The sequence below is a fragment of the Planococcus sp. MB-3u-03 genome, from assembly GCF_002833405.1.
Taxonomy (GTDB): Bacteria; Bacillota; Bacilli; order Bacillales_A; family Planococcaceae; genus Planococcus.
The window spans coordinates 3,040,136-3,061,972 of sequence record NZ_CP025135.1 but is presented as its reverse complement, the minus strand read 5'-3'; the positions used below and the strand labels follow the sequence as shown (position 1 = coordinate 3,061,972).

At 39.2% G+C, this 21,837-nt stretch carries 16 protein-coding genes and 1 pseudogene; 8 read left to right on the top strand and 9 right to left on the bottom strand.

Features of this window, described 5'->3' with window-relative positions; all coding sequences use genetic code 11:
- Window positions 1–79: 79 nt before the first annotated feature.
- Window positions 80–874 carry a DUF817 domain-containing protein gene (locus CW734_RS16470; RefSeq protein WP_101191840.1) on the bottom strand — a complete coding sequence of 265 codons (795 nt, stop codon included), beginning with the start codon at window positions 872–874 and terminating at the stop codon, window positions 80–82.
- 230 nt (window positions 875–1,104) lie between these two features.
- Between CW734_RS16470 and CW734_RS18415 the strand changes: the two genes are divergently transcribed.
- Together CW734_RS18415 and CW734_RS16465 are read left to right on the top strand one after the other, a co-directional pair.
- Window positions 1,105–1,269 carry a hypothetical protein gene (locus CW734_RS18415; protein ID WP_157824181.1) on the top strand — a complete coding sequence of 55 codons (165 nt, stop codon included), beginning with the start codon at window positions 1,105–1,107 and terminating at the stop codon, window positions 1,267–1,269.
- 410 nt (window positions 1,270–1,679) lie between these two features.
- On the top strand, window positions 1,680–2,714 hold the full coding sequence (locus CW734_RS16465; protein ID WP_101191839.1) for a hypothetical protein: 1,035 nt from the start codon (window positions 1,680–1,682) through the stop codon (window positions 2,712–2,714).
- A 277-nt stretch (window positions 2,715–2,991) separates the two neighbouring features.
- On the opposite strand, the gene CW734_RS16460 is transcribed toward CW734_RS16465, so the two are convergent.
- A complete protein-coding gene (locus tag CW734_RS16460; protein WP_101191838.1) occupies window positions 2,992–3,483 on the bottom strand; it encodes a hypothetical protein in 492 nt (163 codons plus the stop codon).
- Between the two features lie 39 nt (window positions 3,484–3,522).
- Complete coding sequence (locus tag CW734_RS16455; RefSeq protein WP_101191837.1) at window positions 3,523–3,900, bottom strand: hypothetical protein; 378 nt, start codon at window positions 3,898–3,900, stop codon at window positions 3,523–3,525.
- A 133-nt stretch (window positions 3,901–4,033) separates the two neighbouring features.
- Between CW734_RS16455 and CW734_RS16450 the strand changes: the two genes are divergently transcribed.
- The 6 genes and pseudogenes from CW734_RS16450 (at window position 4,034) to CW734_RS19295 (ending at window position 13,346) form a co-directional block, all read left to right on the top strand.
- Complete coding sequence (locus CW734_RS16450; protein WP_101191836.1) at window positions 4,034–4,432, top strand: (deoxy)nucleoside triphosphate pyrophosphohydrolase; 399 nt, start codon at window positions 4,034–4,036, stop codon at window positions 4,430–4,432.
- Between the two features lie 21 nt (window positions 4,433–4,453).
- Window positions 4,454–7,354 (top strand): annotated as a pseudogene (locus CW734_RS16445) (DUF3427 domain-containing protein).
- A gap of 219 nt (window positions 7,355–7,573) precedes the next feature.
- Complete coding sequence (locus CW734_RS16440; protein WP_101191835.1) at window positions 7,574–9,067, top strand: type I restriction-modification system subunit M; 1,494 nt, start codon at window positions 7,574–7,576, stop codon at window positions 9,065–9,067.
- A complete protein-coding gene (locus CW734_RS16435; protein ID WP_101191834.1) occupies window positions 9,067–10,371 on the top strand; it encodes a restriction endonuclease subunit S in 1,305 nt (434 codons plus the stop codon). The genes CW734_RS16440 and CW734_RS16435 overlap by 1 nt, the downstream gene beginning before the upstream one ends.
- 39 nt (window positions 10,372–10,410) lie before the next feature.
- Entirely contained in the window at window positions 10,411–12,438 is a 2,028-nt protein-coding gene (locus CW734_RS16430) for a type I restriction endonuclease subunit R (RefSeq protein ID WP_232787113.1), read from the top strand.
- A gap of 38 nt (window positions 12,439–12,476) precedes the next feature.
- Window positions 12,477–13,346 (top strand): type I restriction enzyme endonuclease domain-containing protein, encoded by an 870-nt coding sequence (locus CW734_RS19295; protein WP_232787112.1) that lies wholly within the window; start codon window positions 12,477–12,479, stop codon window positions 13,344–13,346.
- A gap of 36 nt (window positions 13,347–13,382) precedes the next feature.
- Here CW734_RS19295 and CW734_RS16425 read toward each other — a convergent pair whose 3' ends face one another.
- The 6 genes from CW734_RS16425 to CW734_RS16400 all read right to left on the bottom strand — a co-directional run bounded on the left by CW734_RS16425 (window position 13,383) and on the right by CW734_RS16400 (window position 21,829).
- Complete coding sequence (locus CW734_RS16425; RefSeq protein WP_101191833.1) at window positions 13,383–14,108, bottom strand: M48 family metallopeptidase; 726 nt, start codon at window positions 14,106–14,108, stop codon at window positions 13,383–13,385.
- A gap of 876 nt (window positions 14,109–14,984) precedes the next feature.
- Window positions 14,985–15,284: a hypothetical protein gene (locus CW734_RS16420; RefSeq protein WP_101191832.1), complete on the bottom strand. Its 300-nt coding sequence runs from the start codon at window positions 15,282–15,284 to the stop codon at window positions 14,985–14,987.
- 408 nt (window positions 15,285–15,692) lie between these two features.
- On the bottom strand, window positions 15,693–17,120 hold the full coding sequence (locus CW734_RS16415) for an SIR2 family protein (protein WP_157824180.1): 1,428 nt from the start codon (window positions 17,118–17,120) through the stop codon (window positions 15,693–15,695).
- 416 nt (window positions 17,121–17,536) lie between these two features.
- A complete protein-coding gene (locus CW734_RS16410; RefSeq protein WP_101191830.1) occupies window positions 17,537–19,354 on the bottom strand; it encodes a M3 family oligoendopeptidase in 1,818 nt (605 codons plus the stop codon).
- Window positions 19,355–19,581: 227 nt separating this feature from the next.
- A complete protein-coding gene (locus CW734_RS16405) occupies window positions 19,582–20,394 on the bottom strand; it encodes an AAA family ATPase (protein ID WP_101191829.1) in 813 nt (270 codons plus the stop codon).
- On the bottom strand, window positions 20,387–21,829 hold the full coding sequence (locus CW734_RS16400; RefSeq protein ID WP_101191828.1) for a Mu transposase C-terminal domain-containing protein: 1,443 nt from the start codon (window positions 21,827–21,829) through the stop codon (window positions 20,387–20,389). Before CW734_RS16400 ends, CW734_RS16405 begins: the two co-directional genes overlap by 8 nt.
- Window positions 21,830–21,837: the final 8 nt, after the last annotated feature.

Genomic DNA, 21,837 nt, shown 5'->3' with positions numbered 1-21,837 from the left:
GATTGTTCGTCCATATGATAATTTACTCCATTTATTGGGGAATGTCAAAAGTTCTTTGACTGGAGCGACAAATTTTCTATCAGCTTTCTTTTTCTGTTATCAGACTGGTTCGCGCGGGAAGTTGTAATGAACTTTTCACCCGCTTCAGCTGGGCGACGATGATCACCGAGATGATGACGAGCAAAAACCACGAGCTGATTTTGCCGATGTGGACGAGCGACCAGGCCGCTTCCTGGTTCGGATATTGCCACGCGCCGAGGAAGGTAGTGATGTTTTCCGCAATCCAGATGAAGAACCCGATCAATAGGAACGACAAGATCAGCGGCATCTTAAAAGTCTTCTCATCGATGCGAAACGTCACGACGGTGCGGAAGAAAATTAGCACCAATAACAGCTTCAGCCCCCAGCGGATATCATAGGTGAAATGATGCGTGAAAAAGTTCGCGTAGATCAACACGCTGATGGCGATGCTGTAAAAAGGCTTCGGCCATCCGTACATCTGCAGGTCGAAACGCCGCCACGCCTGGCAAATATAGCTCGCGACACTGGCGTACATGAAGCCGCTATAGAGCGGCACGCCGAAAAACTTGCTGTAGGCATCTTCAGGATACGCCCACGAGCCCATATGGACCTTGTACAATTCGAGCCCGAGCCCGATTGCGTGGAACACGAGGATGACTTTGAACTCGTCCCAAGTCTCCAGTTTGGACGTGAGCATGAACACTTGTGCTAGTATGCACACGAGCAAAATAAAATCATAGCGGGGCAGATAAGGAATCTCAATGTATTTCGACAAAGCTAGTGCCGCGAAAATGATGACGGGAAAAATGCAGCACAGCGCTTGCCGGTAGCCGAACAGCCAAAACGTTTTCATCACACAGCACCTCCTGGAAGTTGGGTTTTAAAAATGGACGCTGTGGGCATGGGGAAGTTGCCAGGGAAAAGTAGAGGAGGAAAATCTGCAAAATCATGAAGATGCTAAAAAACCTTAGTTCTGTGAATAAAAGGTTTTTGGTTTTGATTCAACTATTCGATTAGTTAAGTGCATGTATTAGAATGTTAGTATATGAACTTAAGTAATATATTCGATTGAGGAGGGGGTTGTTGAAATCAATAAAATTAATATTACTAGGAATCTCGTTTATGATTTTAGGAGGAATTCTTGTATTGGATATGGCTACAAGTCTCGGAGGGATTGAATACATAATCGTGCTGTTAGGTCTTGTAGTTTCTATTATAGGATTCCTCAAAGACGATGCTGTATCTTAACTCATTTTCATTAACTTAGTGGAATTCAGAAGCAAATGACCGACAGTTACGGACCGCGAGAAAGACAGGAAAGAATCTTAAAAATTACGAAGTCTCAAAAACCCCTTGGTCCCGGAACCGAGGGGTTTTTGCCGTTTAGCTCAACGGATCAAACACGATGTTTGCCCATTAAAAATCAAGTGATGTAAAAGCAGGTGAGTAAAAATAGTTCTTTAATGAATATGGAACAATTTACTAATAAATGGTAATATAAGAAAAATCTCGGTTGGCTCTTATTAAAATGCGCAATGTCCTTATTTTATAAGATAGATGTAATTATTACCGATAATGGGCTTTTAAATTGATGCTTTGCTTGAACGAGAAGTAGAGCCTTTTCTTTCTTCAACTAACATAAAGATTGGAAGTGTACGATGGACTGTGTCATTTGCGGGAAACAAGTAGTAAATGAAAATAATCGGTTGCAAAAGAAAGTGAAAGATTATTTAAGAACCACCAGCGAAATAGATGTAAAGCATCTGTGGATTAAACAGTGGAAAATTTGTTATGACTGTAGTGAATCGTATACGAATGACGAGCTTGTAAACAGTTCCGAAGTTCTACAAAAAATAGAGGAGCAGAACAAGCGCAAGAAACAACGAGGAAAAGCTAAAAGAAAACAAGGACCATCTGGAGTAGCAAGAGCACATTACATTGAGAGATATACGGATTATGCTACGTGTAAGGCGGAAGAAAATGGTCGTTATATAGCTAAACCAGCTCGCTTAATAAATAGTCAACAATACGATGAGGCGTATATTACCTATGTGAAAAGCAGCGCATCTACCGCTGTGTTGATTGTGCGAGATATGGCAGAGGATATAGACACAAAAGGAAAATGGATTGACGTAAGGCATTTGGAGAAACGATTTTTGTCTCATCATGAGGGGGATTTTTCTTTTATCATTGTAGAATTATTTTCTAGAAAACAAAAACCAACTTATCCGAAGAAAATGGCACAAGAGACTGATTCGGAGTACAAAAATCGAATAGCTTACATCACGTGGCAAATCGCAACAGCTGATATAGATCAACAACGAACTCAAGGGATAAAAGGTGATGTGTATATTGTGTTGCCTAGTTTGAGAAACGAACATGAGGGCATGTATGATAAGCACTATATCGTATGGGATGATAAGCGCCGTCACTTCAAGCGCGTTAGAGAAAGCAATCAATATGTAAGTATTATAAAGCCACCGAAATGGAGATATGATATCGGTGCTGCAAAAAAAATAAATCATCAACAGCTGCGTTATATTGAGAAAAACCTGAGTAAAATCATTAGTAAAACCCATAAGAAAAGGGCTATTACTCTTGCCGCATTCAGCCCGCAAAACCCGCAAAAGAAAAAAGAAGCTGCTTCAAAATTAAAAAAGGGTCTAAATGGAGAAAAGGATAGCGAAAACTGATCCGCATCCCGTTTAATAGACATTTTATAAAAAGGTGTCCTGCAGTTAGGCTGGTTGCTTCTTGTTTAAACTTGACCTAATCTTTAGAGTGACTAAAACGATTTAATGGGGCATTGTCGAGACAGCTTACCACCGAGGGATGTCGATGAGGTCAATTTCATTTTCTTCACGCGTTGTGGATATTTAGGACGGAAATAGTAAAAGCCATGATCGGAATGCATCATGGCTTTTCGAGGGACATTTTCATTTAACGCTTCCTTCAGTTAAATAAGAGCAGCTAGCTATTCGCTGGCTGCTCTTTTAAGGCTGCTATTCTCATGATTTCACCTAAGTTATAACCTATCCAAGCCCCCGCAAACGGGAAGGCGAAGTCAGACAAATTCCGATGGGAGGAATCCAAATCCGTATTAAAGGCCAACGCGGTTATGCCAATACCCAAACCTGTGTATAGAACAATTTCAATTATTTTATTGCGCTTCCATTTCTTCTCTCCCCAGCACTTTCGATCGAATGCCCGAATGCGCCTCGTATTCTTTGTCCCGATGATCGTTCCTGTTACCAAGGTATATAAGCTGAGAATGGTCAATATTAAGAGAAATATGATGAGTGCCCAGGTTACGAATAAAATTTTTCCGTTCCCCAATAAATAACTAAGCAACAAGAAAGTCACCAGCATGAAGAGGTTACCCCAGAGCAATTGCATCTTCTTTAACTTTTTTATTTCTTTTATCTCCTGTTGTGCTTCCGCCACTGTATCCGCCCTTTCCATTTAAGTACCAAGACCACCTATCATTTTGTATAAAAAAGTTTATTCCAGCGTTTGCTCATCCTGCTCTTTTTCCTTCTGATAATCACGCCATCCCAACCACAAAATGATTCCCCAGAAGATCCAAAGGAAGGGGCTTGTGACAGAGAGGCCGCTCTCTGAGTCGCCACCAAGTATCGTCAATAAAATCATTACAAGCATAGGGTAGACAGCCAACAATATTAATTCATGGAGTCTAAAGCGTTTCTCCAGTTCAGGGTTGTGCGTTAGTAAGCTTACAAGAACCAAAACCCCAAGTAGCGCATACAATGACCACTCCGGGATGCCCAAAGAACTGAGTGTGCCCGGAAAGTAATCGTCGACTAACAGCAACGTTATATCGATAAGCAATACGATGCCGAGCAGCCAGTAAGTTTTCATCAATTACTCTCCTTTCCGTGAATAAACCCATCTTTCTTCCAGTGTAACAGGAGATGGATCAAAATATTTAGAAAAGGGGATATTTTACATATGTTATTATATGAGTAATAGAGAACTGAAGGGAAGGATAGAAATGAAAAAAGATATTCATGTCGTAGGAGCGGTCATTATCGACAACGGTCGCATTCTATGTGCGAAGCGTGGAATGGAGAAAAGTCTTCCCGGTTTGTGGGAATTCCCAGGAGGCAAAATCGAGCAGGGCGAAACGCCACAGGAAAGCTTGAAGCGCGAAATTCAAGAAGAAATGCATTGTGAAGTAGAGATCGGGGAGCAAGTTGAACATACGAGCTACGAATACGATTTTGGCATCGTTCATTTGCAAACCTACTATTGTAAACTCACCAAAGGCACACCGGTATTAACGGAACACACCGAGATCAGATGGCTGGCGGCACATGAACTGCCGAGCTTAGACTGGGCACCGGCAGATATTCCGGCAATTGAAAAACTGGCGGCAACTTTCGCTAATTAAATCTTCACAAGGATAAGGGGAATGGGTATGGATATCGCAAAAGAATTGAGTGCATCCTTACAAAAAGGCTTTATCGACCGTGACTTTCAAACGACGGATCGCTTTAAGCCGAAATTGCTGATTAACAACACAGCTTCTAATCATTACGTGCTCAATACCTTATTAGAAGAGCTGGACCAATGTACCTCATTTTTGTTTTCCGTAGCGTTTGTCACAGAAAGTGGCCTCGCGACATTGAAATCGCATTTAGCGGATTTAGACCGAAAAGGAATCAAAGGTCGTATTTTAACATCGACTTTTCTAAGCTTTAACCATCCGAAAATCTTTAAAGAGCTTTTGAAAATTACCAATGTCGAAGTTCGTTTATCTAATAAAAAAGGCTTCCACTCAAAGGGCTACATTTTCACACATGACACCCACCAAACCTTGATCGTCGGCAGCTCCAATTTAACGGCTCAAGCCTTAAAAGTGAATTATGAATGGAATATCAAACTCACTTCTCACAGCAACGGAGAACTCATTCATCATTTCAACGAGCAGTTTGAAGCGGTATGGAACGAAGCGGAAGTGCTAACAGAAACGTGGATCCATAACTACGAAAAACAGTACGTCCCAATCGAATACCGTAAGGACGCCAAACAAGTTGCGGAGTTTCCAGAAGTCTACACACCCAATCCAGTAGAAGATGCCATACATATTGAGCCAAATAAAATGCAAGTAAGCGCATTGCATCAAATCGAAAGTGTACGCGAAGCAGGCCATCAAAAAGGCTTGGTCGTTTCTGCGACCGGAACAGGAAAAACTTATTTATCCGCCTTTGATGTTCGAAGCTTTGCGCCAAAGCGTATGCTATTTATCGTGCATAGAGAACAAATTTTGCAAAAAGCGAAACAAGATTATATGAAGATTTTAGGTGAAGTAGAAGAAGAGTTTGGCTTTTTATCCGGCAGTCGCCGGGATTTAAACGCACGATATGTGTTCGCCACAATCCAAACGCTATCGAGAGAAGAAACCTTGCGGCAATTGGATCCGAAAAGCTTTGATTATATTTTGATTGATGAAGTCCATAAAGCGGGTGCCCGTTCGTATCAGCGCGTCATCGATCATTTCGAGCCGCAATTTTTACTTGGTATGACCGCAACACCAGAACGGACCGATGATTTTAATATTTTTGAGCTGTTTGATTACAATATCGCGTACGAGATTCGACTGCAGGAAGCATTAGAAGAAGACATGCTCTGTCCGTTTCATTATTTCGGTGTGACAGAGCTCGAATACGAGGAAGGCGTTATTGATGAAGCGACTGCCTTTTCCAAGCTTGTTGCAGAAGAGCGCGTCGATCACATTCTGCAAAAAATTCATTACTACGGACATTCAGGCGAAAAGGTAAGAGGCTTGATGTTTTGCAGTCGCAAAGATGAAGCGCATCAATTGTCTCAGGCGTTTAATGAAAGAGGACTGAAAACCGTGGCCTTGACAGGTGATACCTCTCAAGAAGAACGTCTTCGCCAAGTCGAACGTCTCGAGAACGGCCTGCTTGATTATATCCTGACTGTCGATATCTTTAATGAAGGTATCGACATTCCAAGCGTCAATCAAGTCGTCATGCTGCGGCAAACGCAATCGAGCATTATCTTTATCCAACAATTGGGTCGTGGGCTCCGTAAGCACGGCTCAAAAGAATTTGTGACGATCATCGATTTCATTGGTAACTATAAAAATAACTATATGATACCCATGGCCTTATCTAGTGATCGCTCTCAAAACAAAGACAATATCCGCCGTTCGTTAAAAGACACTAATTACATCACGGGCGTTTCCACAGTGAATTTTGAAATGATCGCCAAAAATCGTGTATTCCAAGCGATTTCCAATAGTAAGCTGACGGATCTCAAGGTATTAAGAGAAGCGTATATCGCGCTGAAAAACCGCATCGGTCACATGCCTTCGATGCATGATTTTACCCTGCACAACTCGATCGATCCGCTCGTCATCGTTCAAAAATACAATACTTATCATCAATTCCTGTTAAAGCTGAAAGAAGTCGATCCGTTATGGGGGGCGTATGAAGAACAGGTCATGACGATGCTGTCGCTGGAGATCTTAAATGGCAAAAGAGTGCATGAAATTGTGCTTGCGGAAATGCTTTTGCAAAAAGGAGACGTTTCGATAGAAGAGTACCAGCAGCAATTAAACACTGAAGGCATTTCCTGGAACGACCAAACCTTCCGTTCGGTCATGCGCATATTCACCTTGGAATTTTTTAACCAAAGCGGAAAAACCAAATACGGCAAACAACCACTCGTTAAACAACAAGGGAACTTGCTAACGTGGAATGAACAAATCCAAACCAGCCTAATGGAAAACAGCTTCTTCCGAAATGCAGTAGGAGACTTGCTTGCTACCGCGAGACAGCACGGATCGCATTATAAGTAACAGCAAGCACTCACCCTGCATAAAAAATATACCCGCAAAGACGTCTGTCGCTTGTTGAACTGGGACAATGACGAGAGTTCGACGATTTATGGATATAAAACAAAGCATGGCACCTGTCCAATCTTCGTGACTTACCATAAAAGCGAGGAAGTCGAATAATCGAGTGTCGCCTACGGAGATGAACTGATCAACCAAGAAACGCTGCACTGGTTCACCCGCAGCAACCGCACACTGCAATCAGACGAAGTCCAAAAAATCAGTCGCGCCGAAGAACTCGGCGTGGACATCCACATCTTCGTCAAAAAAGATGACGATGAAGGCGGCGATTTATACTACCTGGGCCAAGCCTCACCCGATCAACACTCCATCCAACAATCGCTCATGAAAGACAAAAACCACCGGGACATCCCGGTGGTTCAGATGGATATGAAGTTGGAGAATTCAGTGGAGCAGAAACTTTATCGATATTTGGTGGAGTCTCTATAAAGTCTGTCTGAGCTTTCATATGAATAATAGTTGCTATTAGCCGTATAATTTTAAAAGATCTTTGTTTAAAAACTAAGTGGTTAAGATAACTTAAGTGTATTTAGTATAAATAATAGAGGATTGTCTTAACTTAAATCCAGAAAGCAACAAGTAAACCAATGTGGTAAAATTTACTATGAAACTGACTTTAGAATTGAGTAATATTTGGAGGGAAATGAAATGGCAAAATTGACTTTGCAAGAATTAGAATCACACCTTTGGAAATCAGCAGACATCTTACGAGGATCAATTGATTCCAGTGACTATAAAAGCTATATCTTTGGATTGCTGTTCATAAAGAGATTGAGTGATGTATTTACGGAGCATCGAAATGAATTACTAGAAGTTCATGGGTTCGAAATAGGAGAAATCCTAGCAGAAGATCCAGAACAGTTTCAGTTTTATGTGCCACAAGAAGCACGCTGGCACGAAATTCGGAAGCATGCGCAAGATGTTGGGACAGCTATCAATGTAGCATTTGAAGCGCTGGAGAATGAAAACAAGACGTTAGAAGGTGTACTCACACCAATCGATTTTAACCGGAAAGAAGTTTTAACGGATGAAATATTACAACGATTATTGCAGCATTTTTCTCTTTTAGACTTATCCAATGAAAACTTATCCGAACCGGACATGCTAGGGCGTGCATATGAGTATCTTATTGCTCAATTTGCCGATGATGCTGGGAAAAAAGGCGGAGAATTCTATACACCTTCAAAAGTGGTGGAACTAATTGTCAAATTGATTAAACCAGAAGAAGGAATGCGAGTGTATGACCCGACTTGTGGGTCTGGCGGGATGCTAATTCAGTCTGTCGATTTTGTAAAAGCAAAAGGGGGGAACCCACAATCTTTATCACTGTATGGCCAAGAGAAGAACTTGAATACATGGAGTATAGCGAAGATGAACTTGCTTCTTCATGGACTACCAGACCATGATATCCGTAAAGGAGATACCATTCGCAATCCTCGTCTTGTTGAAGACAACGAAATCATGTTATTTGATCGAGTTATTGCTAATCCACCATTTTCACTAAAAGAATGGGGACGCGAAGCAGCGGAGCATGATGCTTATGGACGTTTTCGTTTTGGTATTCCACCGAAGAATGCAGGCGATTATGCATTTGTTCAGCATATGCTCGCTTCCCTGAAGCATGATGGAATGGCCGGTGTAGTCATGCCGCACGGGGTACTTTTTAGAGGTGGGGCAGAAGGGAAAATCCGTCAAGGGATTCTAGAATCTGATTTGCTCGAAGCTGTAGTTGGATTGCCTTCTGGATTGTTTTACGGGACGGGTATTCCAGCGTGTATTTTGATTCTAAACCGTAATAAACCAGAAGAACGTAAAGGGAAAGTCTTGTTTATTGCTGCAGAAAGCGACTTCCAAGAAGGTAAGAACCAGAATCTATTACGTACCCACGATATTGATAAGGTAGTAAATGCTTTTGAACACTATGAGGATATTGAAAAGTATGCCCGCTTGGTCTCATTAAAAGAAATTCAATCCAATGACTTTAATTTGAACATCACTCGCTATATCGATAAATCAATTGAAGAAGACCAAATGGATTTGAATGCCATTATTCTTGATTTAAAACAACTCGAAAAGCAACAATTAGAAACTAAAGTTAGAGTGCAGAATTATTTAATAGAATTAGGGATTGGTGAAGCTTAATGGTTATTGAGTTTAAAAATACACCTGAAGGTTATAAATCTACAGAGTTAGGGGACATACCTTTAGATTGGAGTATAAAAAGTATTGATGAAATAGGAAGAGTTTATGGAGGATTGTCTGGTAAGTCAAAAGAAGATTTTGAAATGGGTGATTCTAAATTCATTTCTTATAAAAATGTTTTTGATAACTTTTTTATAGACACTAATAAACTGTTGCCAGTAAATATCAAATTAGGAGAAAAACAGAATAAAGTTCAGGAAGGCGATATAATTTTCACTGGCTCTTCAGAAACCGCTAATGAAGCTGGAATGAGTTCCGTGCTAATTAATAAAGTTAATCATGATATTTACCTGAATAGTTTTTGTTTTGGTTTGAGAACTAAACCTAACGTATTAAATCCTTACTTTTCTGGATATCTGTTTAGAAGTTTTAATTTTAGAAAAGAGATATTTTCTTTAGCTCAAGGTTCGACTAGATTCAATATTTCTAAATCAAATTTTTTGAAATTAAAAGTTATTATTCCACCAATAAAAGAACAGCAAAAAATTGCTGAAATCTTATTGGCTGCAGATAAGCAAATCGAAAAAACCGAGCTACTTGTCCAAAAAACAAAAGAATTTAAAAAAGGTTTAATGCAAAATCTTCTAACAAAGGGTGTAGGGCATACACAATTCAAATCCTCAGATTTAGGGGAGATTCCAATCGAATGGAACGTTGTTCAGTTCAATGATATTTGCTCAAGGATTATAGTAGGGATAGCTTCCTCTACTTCTCAGTACTATACTACAGAAAAAGCAGTGCCTATTTTACGAAATCAAAATATCAAGGAAAATAAAATAAGAGCAAAAGATGTTCTTTATATAACAAAAGAATTCGATGAAATGAATTACAAAAAGCGCTTAAGAAAAGGTGATATATTGACTGTAAGAACAGGATATCCTGGACTTACAGCAGTTGTACCGAGTGAATTTGAAGAAGCTCAATCTTTTACTACATTAATTAGTAGCCCGAATCCAGTATTAGCAAATTCCCATTACCTGGCTTACTATATGAACTCTGAAATAGGAAAAAAAGATTTAACAGGATTGTCAGCTGGTGGAGCGCAACAAAATTTAAACGTAAGATCCTTAAGTACATTTAAATTGAAGTTACCCCCTCTGGCTGAGCAAGCGCAGATAGTTGATGTCTTATCTTCCATTGATACACAAATCGAGATATATGAAAAAGAAAAAGGAAAACAAATAGAGTTGAAAAAAGCTTTGATGCAACAATTACTGACCGGGAAGTTACGGGTAACGGTGTAAACTGTTACCTTTTTCTATAATGAATGGGAGGTGGAGTAGATGCGTGACCCCTACGAAATGACAGAAGTCGAAGTCCCTTTGATTGAACAACTTCAAAGTTACGGTTATACATACTTAACAGGCGCAGAAATCGACGATCGCAAAGAACGAAGAGCCACAGGCAGCTTTGTTTTAGAGAAACGATTTGTGCAAGCTGTACGGAAACTTAATCCTTGGATAAATGAGTCTAACCTCGATAAAATACTAGGTGAATTCACCATCATTGCAGAACCGGATGATTTTGTAGCCAATCAATCGGTCCATAATAAACTTTTTGGACACGGTCTTGTGGCCCAACAAGACTTAGGTACGGGGAAGAAAAGTCATACCGTTCAGCTCTTTGATTTTGAACAAATCGAAAATAATGATTTCTTAGTAGTGAATCAAATTCGCTACGAAAATGCGAAAGGAACCATCAAGCCCGATGTGGTTCTTTACATCAATGGGCTTCCTTTGGTGGTAATTGAATGCAAAAGTCCAAAGTTAAAGTGGGACAAGCAATTGCCAGAAGGCGTCAAGCAGTTTAACCGTTATCAAGAAACACATCCCAAACTCTTCTGGTACAATCAGATGCTAATTGTTACCAGTCGGGACCGCGCGAGAATAGGAACTATAGGAGCGCGTCCTCAACATTACGGACTTTGGAAAGATCCGTATCCGTTAACAATCGAAGAAGTGGGAAGTGAACGTCCGCAAGATATATTAGTGGCTGCAACCCTGCGAAAAGAAGCAGTACTTGATTTGATGTGGAATTTCATCGTCTATGATGGCAAGGTAAAGAAGTTGGCACGGTATCAACAATACCGTGCCGTGAACAAAACCATTGAACGAATGCTGACGGAACATAAGCCGGAAAATCGTGGGGGTGTAGTATGGCACACACAGGGTTCAGGAAAATCGTTAACGATGGTTTTTCTAGCAATGAAATTAAGGCGCTTGAAAGAGCTTGAGAATCCAATGTTAGTGATTGTTACCGATCGTCAGGACTTGGACAATCAAATTACTAAAACGTTTAACAATTGCAATTTCCCGAATCCAACTCAAGCAAGGTCTGTTACGGATTTACAGCAACAGCTCTCAAAAGGGCCTGGAACCACCATCATGACCTTGATTCAGAAATTCCAAGGGGCGGAAGAGGATGGGACTGGTTTTCCGATTGTCTCAAAATCCAGCAATATCATTGTCATGACCGATGAATCGCATCGTTCTCAATACAAAGGCTTAGCACTCAATATGCGAAAGGCGTTGCCAAACGCTTCGTTTATTGCATTTACCGGAACGCCAATTGATCAAAAGAAGCGATCAACGACCGGAAAGTTCGGTTCATATATTGATAAGTACACCATTGAACAGGCCGTTGCAGATGGCGCAACGGTTCCTATTATGTACGAGTCTCGCTTACCCCAATTGCAGGTAAAAGGGGAAACGTTGGATGAGTTATTTAAACGGGTATTCCATGAGTACGATGAAGACGGTCGAGAAAGAATCAAACAGAAATACGTGAATGAAGAGTTGGTTCTAACGTCTCCAGATAGGATGGAGCAGATAGCAATCGATCTGGTGCAGCATTTCGAACAGCATATCTTGGTGAATGGCTATAAGGCTCAAGTCGTGGCGGTATCTCGTGCAGCTGCTGTGAAGTACAAAGAGTTGATTGATTTATATGCTGGTGGAAATTTTGAAGCAGCCGTTATTTTTTCTGCTGGTCAGAATGACGTCAAAGAAATGCGAGAGTATCACATTACGAAACAAGAAGAGAAGGATCTGATTGAGCGATTTAAGAAGCCGTTTCATGAAGACAAGCTGGCGATGCTGATTGTCTGTGATAAATTACTGACAGGATTTGATGCACCAATTGAGCAAGTGATGTATTTGGACCGACCATTACGAGAGCATAACTTGCTGCAAGCTGTTGCCAGGACTAATCGGAAATACGACGAAAACAAACATTACGGATTAATTGTTGATTACTTTGGTGTTTCTCGCTTTCTCGATGAAGCCTTGGAAATTTTAGTTCGAATGATGTAAAAGGTGCTTTGCAGTCAATTGATTCCGAATTACCGCGATTGGAACAACGTGATCGAACCGTCATGCGTTATTTTGATGGTCTCACTAAAAACCAACGAGAAGAAGCTATCTTACGTTTAAAAGACGAAGATGTCCGAGCAGAATTTGACCAAGCCTATAAACGCTTTGCAGAGAGTATGGATAAAGTTATGCCAAGTCCAAAAGCCGAGCCATTTATCAATGACTTAAAACATGCTGGGCTCATTCGGCAGCTCGCCAAATCTCGATTCTCAGTAGACGATGGATTGGACATTGCGGATTGCGGTGAAAAAGTACGTCAACTCGTTCATAAGTATTTGCTGTCAGAGGGCATTGAGGTACGGGATCCGATTCAATTACTCGATAGTCGGTTTAAAGAAGAAATTGAGAATAACACCAAACCGGAAACAAAAGCTGCCCAAATTGAACATGCTATTAAGAAAGAAATTAGTGTGAAAATTGAACAGGACGAAGTGTATTATACGAAGGTTTCGGATCGGTTAAAGGATCTACTCCAACGGTTTAAAGATCGCCAAATGACGATTGATGAATTGATTAAAGAACAATTAAACTTACGAGAAGAATTGGTTCAAAAAGCGATGGGAAAAACAGAAAGTGGCCTTACTTCTGAACAAGAACCTTACTTCAACAAATTAGTGGAAGTATATGAAGGCGAGCACGATGAAAGCACGTTAAAAGAATGGGCAATTGAAGTACATCAGTATTTTGAGGAACGAGTCACACAGATTCCGGACTGGAAATCGAAATTGGATTTCAAACGAAGATTGAATGCTGAACTGAAGATTTTATTATTAAAAAAGACTAAGAAGATGGACGATGCTAATATGCTGGTAGGATATTTCGGAGCTTTGGCAGAAACGCAATATTAAACCATGAAAAAAGAAGAGCAAACAAGCTCTTCTTTTTTATATATATAATTGATTGCTATTAATACGAAGCCATTCTTTGCGCTCTTCGTAATCAGGAATTAACATGCGAAGCGTTTCCCAGTAAGCAGACGTGTGATTTAATTCTTTCAAATGCGCGACTTCATGAGCCAGTACATAGTCGACCATAGACACAGGGGCCAAAAAGATACGCCAGTTTAATAAAATTTTTTGTTGAGGTGTGCAGCTTCCCCATCGTTTTTCCATGTTACGTACAGCAATTCCACTAGGTGCTTTTCCCAAGCGTTGAACGAAGCGTTCTACACGTTTCTCGGCAAAGTGCTGTCCTTTTTCTCGAATCCAATTCATATAGAGAGGATATAACTGGTCTCTTTGTTCTTCTAAGGATAAATCCTTATTGATAATTGCCTGGAATCTCCCCTGTGAAAAGGCTAAAGATGAAGTCGAAACAGCCGCTTTAGTTACATACAAGCGATAATGACGTCCAAGATAAGGGAGCTTTTCACCTGATTGAAAACGAATCTGCCGGCTATTTATTTTTATTTCTTCATAATCTGCAAGCTGTTTCAAAATCCATGGAGCTTTCTTTCGTATAAGTGGTTCATACACTTCAGCCTTTGTTCCTGAAGGAATAGTAATCAAAACTTGACCATCTTTAACGGCGATATTTAAAGTCTTTCGATTTTTAGAGTCGGATACAGTGTATAAAATTCTTGTGTTACCAAAAACAAGTGTTTGTTTCATAAATATCACGCCTTTTAGATATGTCTCAGAAGTTATTACTCAATATAACCAAAACCTAAGTAAAAGATAAATTGAGCTTTTAATTACATAAAGTATTCAACAAAGATTTCGAAATAACGTTTATCATTAGAAAACTTGATTCTCTTTTCAGGATTTCAATTATATGACTTCTCATATACTCATTCGCACTGATTTTTCTAGAAGAGGTTCTGAATAGTTTTTAACCAAGAAGGATAAACTCATTATAATTAAAATTTTGAGGATCAACAAAGAAATCATATTCTGGTTCAATTCCAATATATTCTCGCATTTTAGAGTTTGTTAATTTATCTAGAAAATACCAAATGCCAAATTGAGTGATATGGCTATCAGAAAAACGAATTCAATTTTACTTCTAGAGAAGAATTTTTAACTTTTGTTGCTCTAGGTATTTTAAAATGAGATCCTGATGTTCCGAAACATCTTCTATGATCCCAACTTTTACAGCTTCCATAAACCCATCAATAGTATCTAACTCTTTTAGTTGCATAATATGGTCTTTAGCTGCTGTTGTTAAGATAGGATAGAGAAAAAGATAAAGTTAACTTGATTTTTCTTCTCAATTGAAAGGCGTAATGCATTATTCGATAGGTGATCAGAAACAAAGTTTTCGTCGAAATGACGTAGCAAATAAATGAAATTTTTGAGCTGAAACCATTCGTTGAGTGTTCTGAAAAATTATTGTCTGCATATTTAGCAAACTGTAACACAAGAAAACTTTCAATTACAGGAATTGCTGCTTTAGGAAGACCATTACCTATTGTAAGTCTTTCAATCCATCGATAGCGTAGCCCAATATCTAACTCTTTTCAGGGAAATAAAATAACAGCATGTTAATTATTTTAACAAACCTTCCTCGGAAAGCTTTATATACTTAGCAAAGTAGAATGCTATTTTTGCCTCTGGAATCAACAAACTATAGTGTACGATATTCATTCCTTCCTTTGAAAACTGTTTTACTATTTCATCCGTCATTCGGAGCAAATAGTCTTCTATTAACTTATGATCTCGAAACTCAACCAGCTCTATTCGGCAACTTCTCTCAATATGTTTTACATCGTCTAGTTTGAATGATCTTGCTATGTTGAGAAAGTCAAAATAATCTACATAAAAGGATGAGTGTTCTGATTCCCACATTTGGCTCAATTCGTCCTTCGGTCGATTACGTTCGAACTCATTTTTCGAATTGGAGCATAAGTGAGTTACGCATATACTGCGTAAATTCTTGAAAAGAATGCGCCCATAAATAATTATCGTAAAGAAAGCGAAGGTTATCATTAAGTCGAAGCTGAGTTTCTTGTTCACCAGTTAAACCAAAAGAATGGGATTCTTTGCTGATTGCAGCTCGGACTTTATTAGTTAACTCAAAGAGTTTCACTATATCTTTATATAAAACTCGTTATCACTAAAGGAATTCCAATATTTTATATTTTTCTGGAATTCAAAGGGCATACTTTTGTAAACATCATCAATATCAAAATTTTCATTTCTCGTTCAATACGATCTAAAAATTTTTAGAAAATGGTCTGAATCTTATACCGTAAGCTAAAGCTCCTGTAAATCTAGTTGTTTGTCCATTTGAACTATAGATTGGTATATCCAAAATCTGTTTATCTGTGAAAGGTAATGAATCCACCAATTTGACTCTTCGATTGATTGCAGAAGAAGCTCGGAATATAAGTTGTATGCTTCTTCCCACTTGCCAATTGACGCTAAAATGAATGCCTTTCTATAATTTTCTTCGAGGTCATCATTTTGAATATGAATAACTTTTTCTATCTCATCTGTATCCCAATGATATGCTGGATTACTAATGTCAAAAGGCTTCATTTCAATTTCTGCTTCTCTGTCTCCTGATAAATGATAAACGCCATTCTCTTCAAAAAAACTTGAAATTTCATTGAACTGCGGTTTTAAATTATCGGAAAAAACTTCTCCGACACTTTTTTTGATTTCAAAAAACTTTTCCATGTAACCAAACGCTTTATTTTTAAAAGGTGTTACAGTTCCATGTACCGAAAAATCGTAGTCTTTTTCGAAAACATGGTTCAAATCATTCTTACGAATTGCTTTCAGCTTAAATAGAGGTTGAAGTTTTTCATAAAGGTAGCTAATGGCATCATCGTTAGTGGCTAATAAATTATTGTCACGTGATTCAATCAATAAATCCATAACACTGTTATAACGACCCGTATAGTCCGACTCAGCAGTATCAGCTATTCCGGCTGCATCTAAAATTCGCAACCCTTTTCTTTCATAATAAATTGCAATGTTCTCCTCGATGGGCGTAGGATCTGTTCGAATAAAAAATGGTTTATTGTATCCCTCTTTTTGCAGCGTTTTTACCCAATTGAGTAATGAATTAATATTGTAGTCCCCTAAACCATATCCAATAAAAACGATTGTATGTGTAGCCATAATCGTTTTCATAAGATTACTGATTAAGGGGCGATCTTGCTCGAAATTCATATAGTCACTTTCCTTTAAAACTATATGTTCTCCTGTATATCCTCTTCTAAAATCACCATGCACTTTTAACAAATACTTTGGAGAAGTAGCGTATGCTACGTCGTCTTCAGCGCTGATTACGCTGAAATACTTTCCACGTTTCCAGCAAGTTTTTTCAATCAAGTCGTCATAGTTAGTTGAAATAATATGTGCTGGATTCATAGCTAGTATCTTGTCATGAATAGGATTTGTCGATTTGTCTACTGAAAATGTTTCTTCAAGTATTTGATTATATGCTTCTTCTCCTTTTACATCATGGAAGATTTGAGGGATTCGTAGATAATCATCAGCTGAATATTTTTCTTTTTTCACTTTGCCGTAGAGTTCCAGGTGATACTTATCAACTAGCTTACTCCATTGAGGATAATCAGAAAGCGTTGAAACGCCAGCACCTACAAAAAACACAAGTTTTCCATTTCTTGAGGCATCGGTTAATTCTCGAACATATTGAAATAATTTATCCATGCAGAATCCACTCCTATATATGAGCATTACTTTCTATCGATAGAAATACTATACCATTCAAAGCCTCCAGCCTATAATCTTACTTGATCTTTAAATGGCGGGTTAGAATTCCATTTTTAGTTCAAAGCTTCAAGAAAGTGAACCTTTCAAAAACGATGGTTTTTGATAGAGATAAGGAGAAGGTGAAAACCTTCTTCTTGTAACTTTCACTGATATTTTGCAGTGATTTTAAGCGTTATCTTGCGCTTAATATTTCGTCGATTACATGACGTATTAAAATTGATTATGAAAAGAAAAGATAAAAATTAAGAAGAGGAGAAGCCTATGGAAGCGCTTCTCCTCTTCTAGTCATTAACTAGTTATAAATGCCTTTGTACAAGACCTCAAACTAAATTTATCTAAATTCTCTGTACCTATTAATTGATTTGATTGACTAGATCAACCGAAGAAAGTCTAATGAATTCTTCTACATCTTTGACGCAAAGCGCCATTCCTTTTTCCCAAAAACTCTCTTGTGTAATATCTTCTCCTAGATGTTTCATCGCCAATTCTTCAACTGTCATACTTCCGCTATCTCGAAGCAGTGACAAATAGCTCTGTTCAAATCCTTTTCCTTCTTCTTTCGCTTTGGCATAAATACTGACTGAAAACAGATAGCCAAATGTATACGGAAAGTTATAGAACGGAGAAGAGGTAATATAGAAATGCGGTGTTGAAATCCAGGTATGGATAGGCAGATGGCTCATGGAACCGCCATATCCTTCGGCCAAGGCATCACGCATCATTTCATTTAAACGTTCTGCAGCTACCATCCCATTTTTTCGCTCCTCATATAGTCTTTCTTCAAAGAGAAATCGAGCATGAAGATTCATAAAGTTCATGGCACTGCGCTTGATTTTTTCGTCCAAAAGAAAGAGTTTCTCTTCTGTGTTTTCTGTCTGATCAATTGCTGCATCCAATACGATCATTTCAGCAAAAGTAGAAGCCGTTTCAGCTGTTGTCATGCCATATTTCCGGTTAAGTGGATTTACTGGTTTCATGGCATGGTTATGAAAGGCGTGTCCTAGTTCGTGCGTCAGCGTCAAAAGATTTGTCATGGTCCCTTCATAGGTTAAAAAGACTCTCGATTCACCCGTAAGAGGAAAACCGGCACAAATAGCAATAGCCGATTTCCCAGGTCTGCTTTCAGCTTCGACCCATCCCTTTTCGAATGCCGTACGGGCAAAGTTCTCCAATTCGGGTCCAAATTGCTGAAACTGTTGCAGAATAAAATCAACAGCTTCGGGATAACGGATTGATGTTTTACTTGCCTTAAACGGTGCCCAGAAATCATAAGAGGGCATTTCTTTATTCCCGGACAATTTCGCTTTGTGGTTTAAGTAATTAGCAAACGATTGCTTGTGTCTCGTGACAACTTGCCACATCGTCTGTAATGTTTCTTCTTTCATTCGGTTGTCTTTTAGCGGTTGTTCCAAGCAGTTTAAGGTTCCTCGCTTTTGATCTACCTGTATCCGGAATCCGGTTATATGATTTAATATCCTTGCCATGATGTCTTCCTGCGCTGTCCACAACTGTTCCAACGCCTTGAAAGCTTCTTCACGCACCTGTTGGTCTACATGGGAACGCAAATTATTGGCTTGGCCAACAGAAAGTTCCTTCTTGGTTCCGTTCATATCTATGGATACTTTGAGATTATTCAGGATAGAACGATACAAATCGTTCCACCCATGGTACCCATCATACATCAAATCAGAAATCAGCTTTTCAGCTTCATTGGATAGTTTTGAATCGGCTTTTTGTCGCCACTCATTTAAGATAAAACGATACTCCTTTAAGCTTTCTGTTTCCAGCAGGTTAGTCCAAAGCTTTTGATCTAGTTGTGAAAGTAATTTCTGGAAACGCTGCAGAACAGCTATGTATTCGTTGTTCACAACCGAAGTCTGCCCTTGGAGGAAGACCACTTTTTTGTTATCGGGGTGCTCCGCGAGCAAACAGGCAGCAAATGACGTCATTTGTGACAGTGCTGTTTGAATTTTTCCCATATCCTCTAAAAGGCTACCTAGCATTTTCTCACCTAGCGGTTCTTTTGATACTTGAAGGGCATCTACCTTACGAACAACCTCTTTTATTTCGATTTTCGTCTGTCCGATTAATTTAATAAGTACAGGGGAATCGGAGCCACCTTCAAATATGCTGTCTAAATTCCAATTTTCTAAATAAGCTTCGTTATTCAATAAAATTTCCTCCTAATATTTTCATCATATAGAAACATATGTTCTTTTTATTGTACCTGAAGATGTAAGTGAAGTCGAAATAATTTAAAAACTTAAATGAAGTGATTTTTCTTTAAAATTATAAAACTACTGGTAGTTGGCACTACAAGGACTGTTTGAAACTTATTTACGCGTTATTTTGTATAAAAAAGCTATCTTCCTCTGTTATGGGAAGATAGCTTTTTTGGTTATTTAATACCGATAACCAGGCTGTCACGCGCAGCTTCGACTACTTCTGTTGTAATTGAAGTAAGTTGATTAATTTTAAGGATTCTTTCAATTTGTGAAAATAGCCGTTGAATAAGACGGAAATTCCCGTTTGTAATTTTGATTATACTGGCTAAGGCTTCATAATCTGAGAAGTCCTCCAGCTTAATAGGTAAGCCGAGTTCTTGCCATTTATAGGTCAACAAATGGTGTGTTTCATCTTTACTTAATCGGTCAAATTCATGAGCGAATCCAATTCTGGAGTACAGTTGAGGATAACGGGACAATCGTTTTTCGATGCCTGGCATGCCGATAAATATGATCGCTATGTCGTTTTGATCGTAAATATCCCGAAGTTGTTCTAAGTTTTGCAATTTTAAACGATCGATTTCATCTACTATAAGTAAGTCAATGTCCTCAAATGAATTGACCGTAAATTGTGGCTCTTCTTCAGTAACCATAGATTGATAGACAGACTTCACCATATTTAATTTGCTATCTATTAAACCAATCTCCCTTGTCATTCTAGAAGCACTGACTGCAGGTGCAGTATAAAAAAGCGTATGGCAATCGAAAATTTTTTCATCTGCATGGATGCCAATGGAATCGCTGTGCCGATAGCTGATTTGCTTCTCTAAATAATCCCAATGCGCATAATAGCGAGAAGAGAGGGTCTTTCCCACCCCAGGTAAACCATAACAAACGCCCATGTAGCGATATTTGATACAGGCATCACAGAATTCAGCAAAGCGCTTATATTCATTCGTTTCGATAAATAGCGATGTATTATTCATTGAAATACCTCTTCAAGGTTGACTTGAGTGGGGCAGGTTTTCCAGTATCTTCTACTGTTTGTTTAGACTGAACTATCTCTTCAATGACAGTGGTCTCCGGCTTAAGCTGCCCTTTCAACATACGTCTCCGTTGATTTCGGGCAGCTACAATTTCTTTTAGGTTGACTGTATAACCAGCAATTTCCGGACAGATGGCTGTACATAAATAGCGATCCTCATGAAAGACTCGGATTTCAGCTAGGTCACGTGGATCGTAACGAATCACAACCGATTCACCGACATACGCAGCAAGATTGGGATCGATGAAGCGCAAAGCTTGAAAGTGAATCCCGTCTGAGTGAACTTTTCTCGCTTTGGCAACATGCAACAGAAGTAAATCAAGGCTTTCTAAGCTCTCAGGCATATTCGGCAAAAATCCATCAGCATTCCACATAAGAATGGGTTCTTTTTTTGTTGTACTGTGGATACGCTGATGATAATTGTAAACAATGAACTCGCCGACTTTTTCTTCAAGCTCATTTAACGTCAGCAATTTCGCTTGAATCCCATTCCCCAAATAACCCGGTAAATCTTGCAACAGCAACTGGTTGATGCTTAAAAAGAAGCGCTCGATTTTCCCTCGTCCTCTTGGTTTTCCAATGGCCGAGAACACAAGGTATATTTTCAAGTCGATTGCTACTTGCTCTAAGTGATTCGATGTAAAGTCACTGCCATGGTCCGTATAAAATTGTTCGGGAATCCCACAGATGGACCAGTCTTTGTTTTGTTTACGCCAGATTGCCTGATGCAGTGTAAGTGCCGTTTGAATAGCTGAAGGTGCTTGGAAAGTTACATAAAAACCGGCTACAGCGCGACTAAACTCGTCTAAAATAACGGTTAACCAAGGTCGCTCTGGCTTTCCTTTTTCATTCATTACTAGAATATCGAGAAGTGTATGGTCGGCTTGCCAGATTTCGTTGGGGTAGCTGGCTTCTCTGCGGTGGATTAGATCAAACTGGTTTTCATATGCTTTTTGACCTTGATGGGCCAATACTTTCAAACTTTCCGAGAGCGACTTTGAAATTTTGTCCACTTGATAATAACTTGGTTGTTGCCAGCCTTTTTCCTGGCATTGCACACAGATCATTCGATGAATGGAGGTCAATGAACTTCTTCTGTACTTCAAAATCAATCGTTCAATCGCTGAGACAATTTCGGGACTGACCTGCAGAGAACCCGAATCGCTTCTCGTTTTTCGGATTAACCCTTTCAATCCGAACTGGTCGTAACCTTGAACCCAATAATGCAACGTTCTTTTGGCGATGCCTGTTTCTTTTGCAATACTCGTCAGTGTTTTCTCGGATTGCAGATAGGGTGCAATGATTTGATACTTGGCCATGGCTGTTTGTCGTTGTTCTTCTGAAGAGCCAGTTAAAGGAGGTGGTACGTTCTGCATAAGCAGCA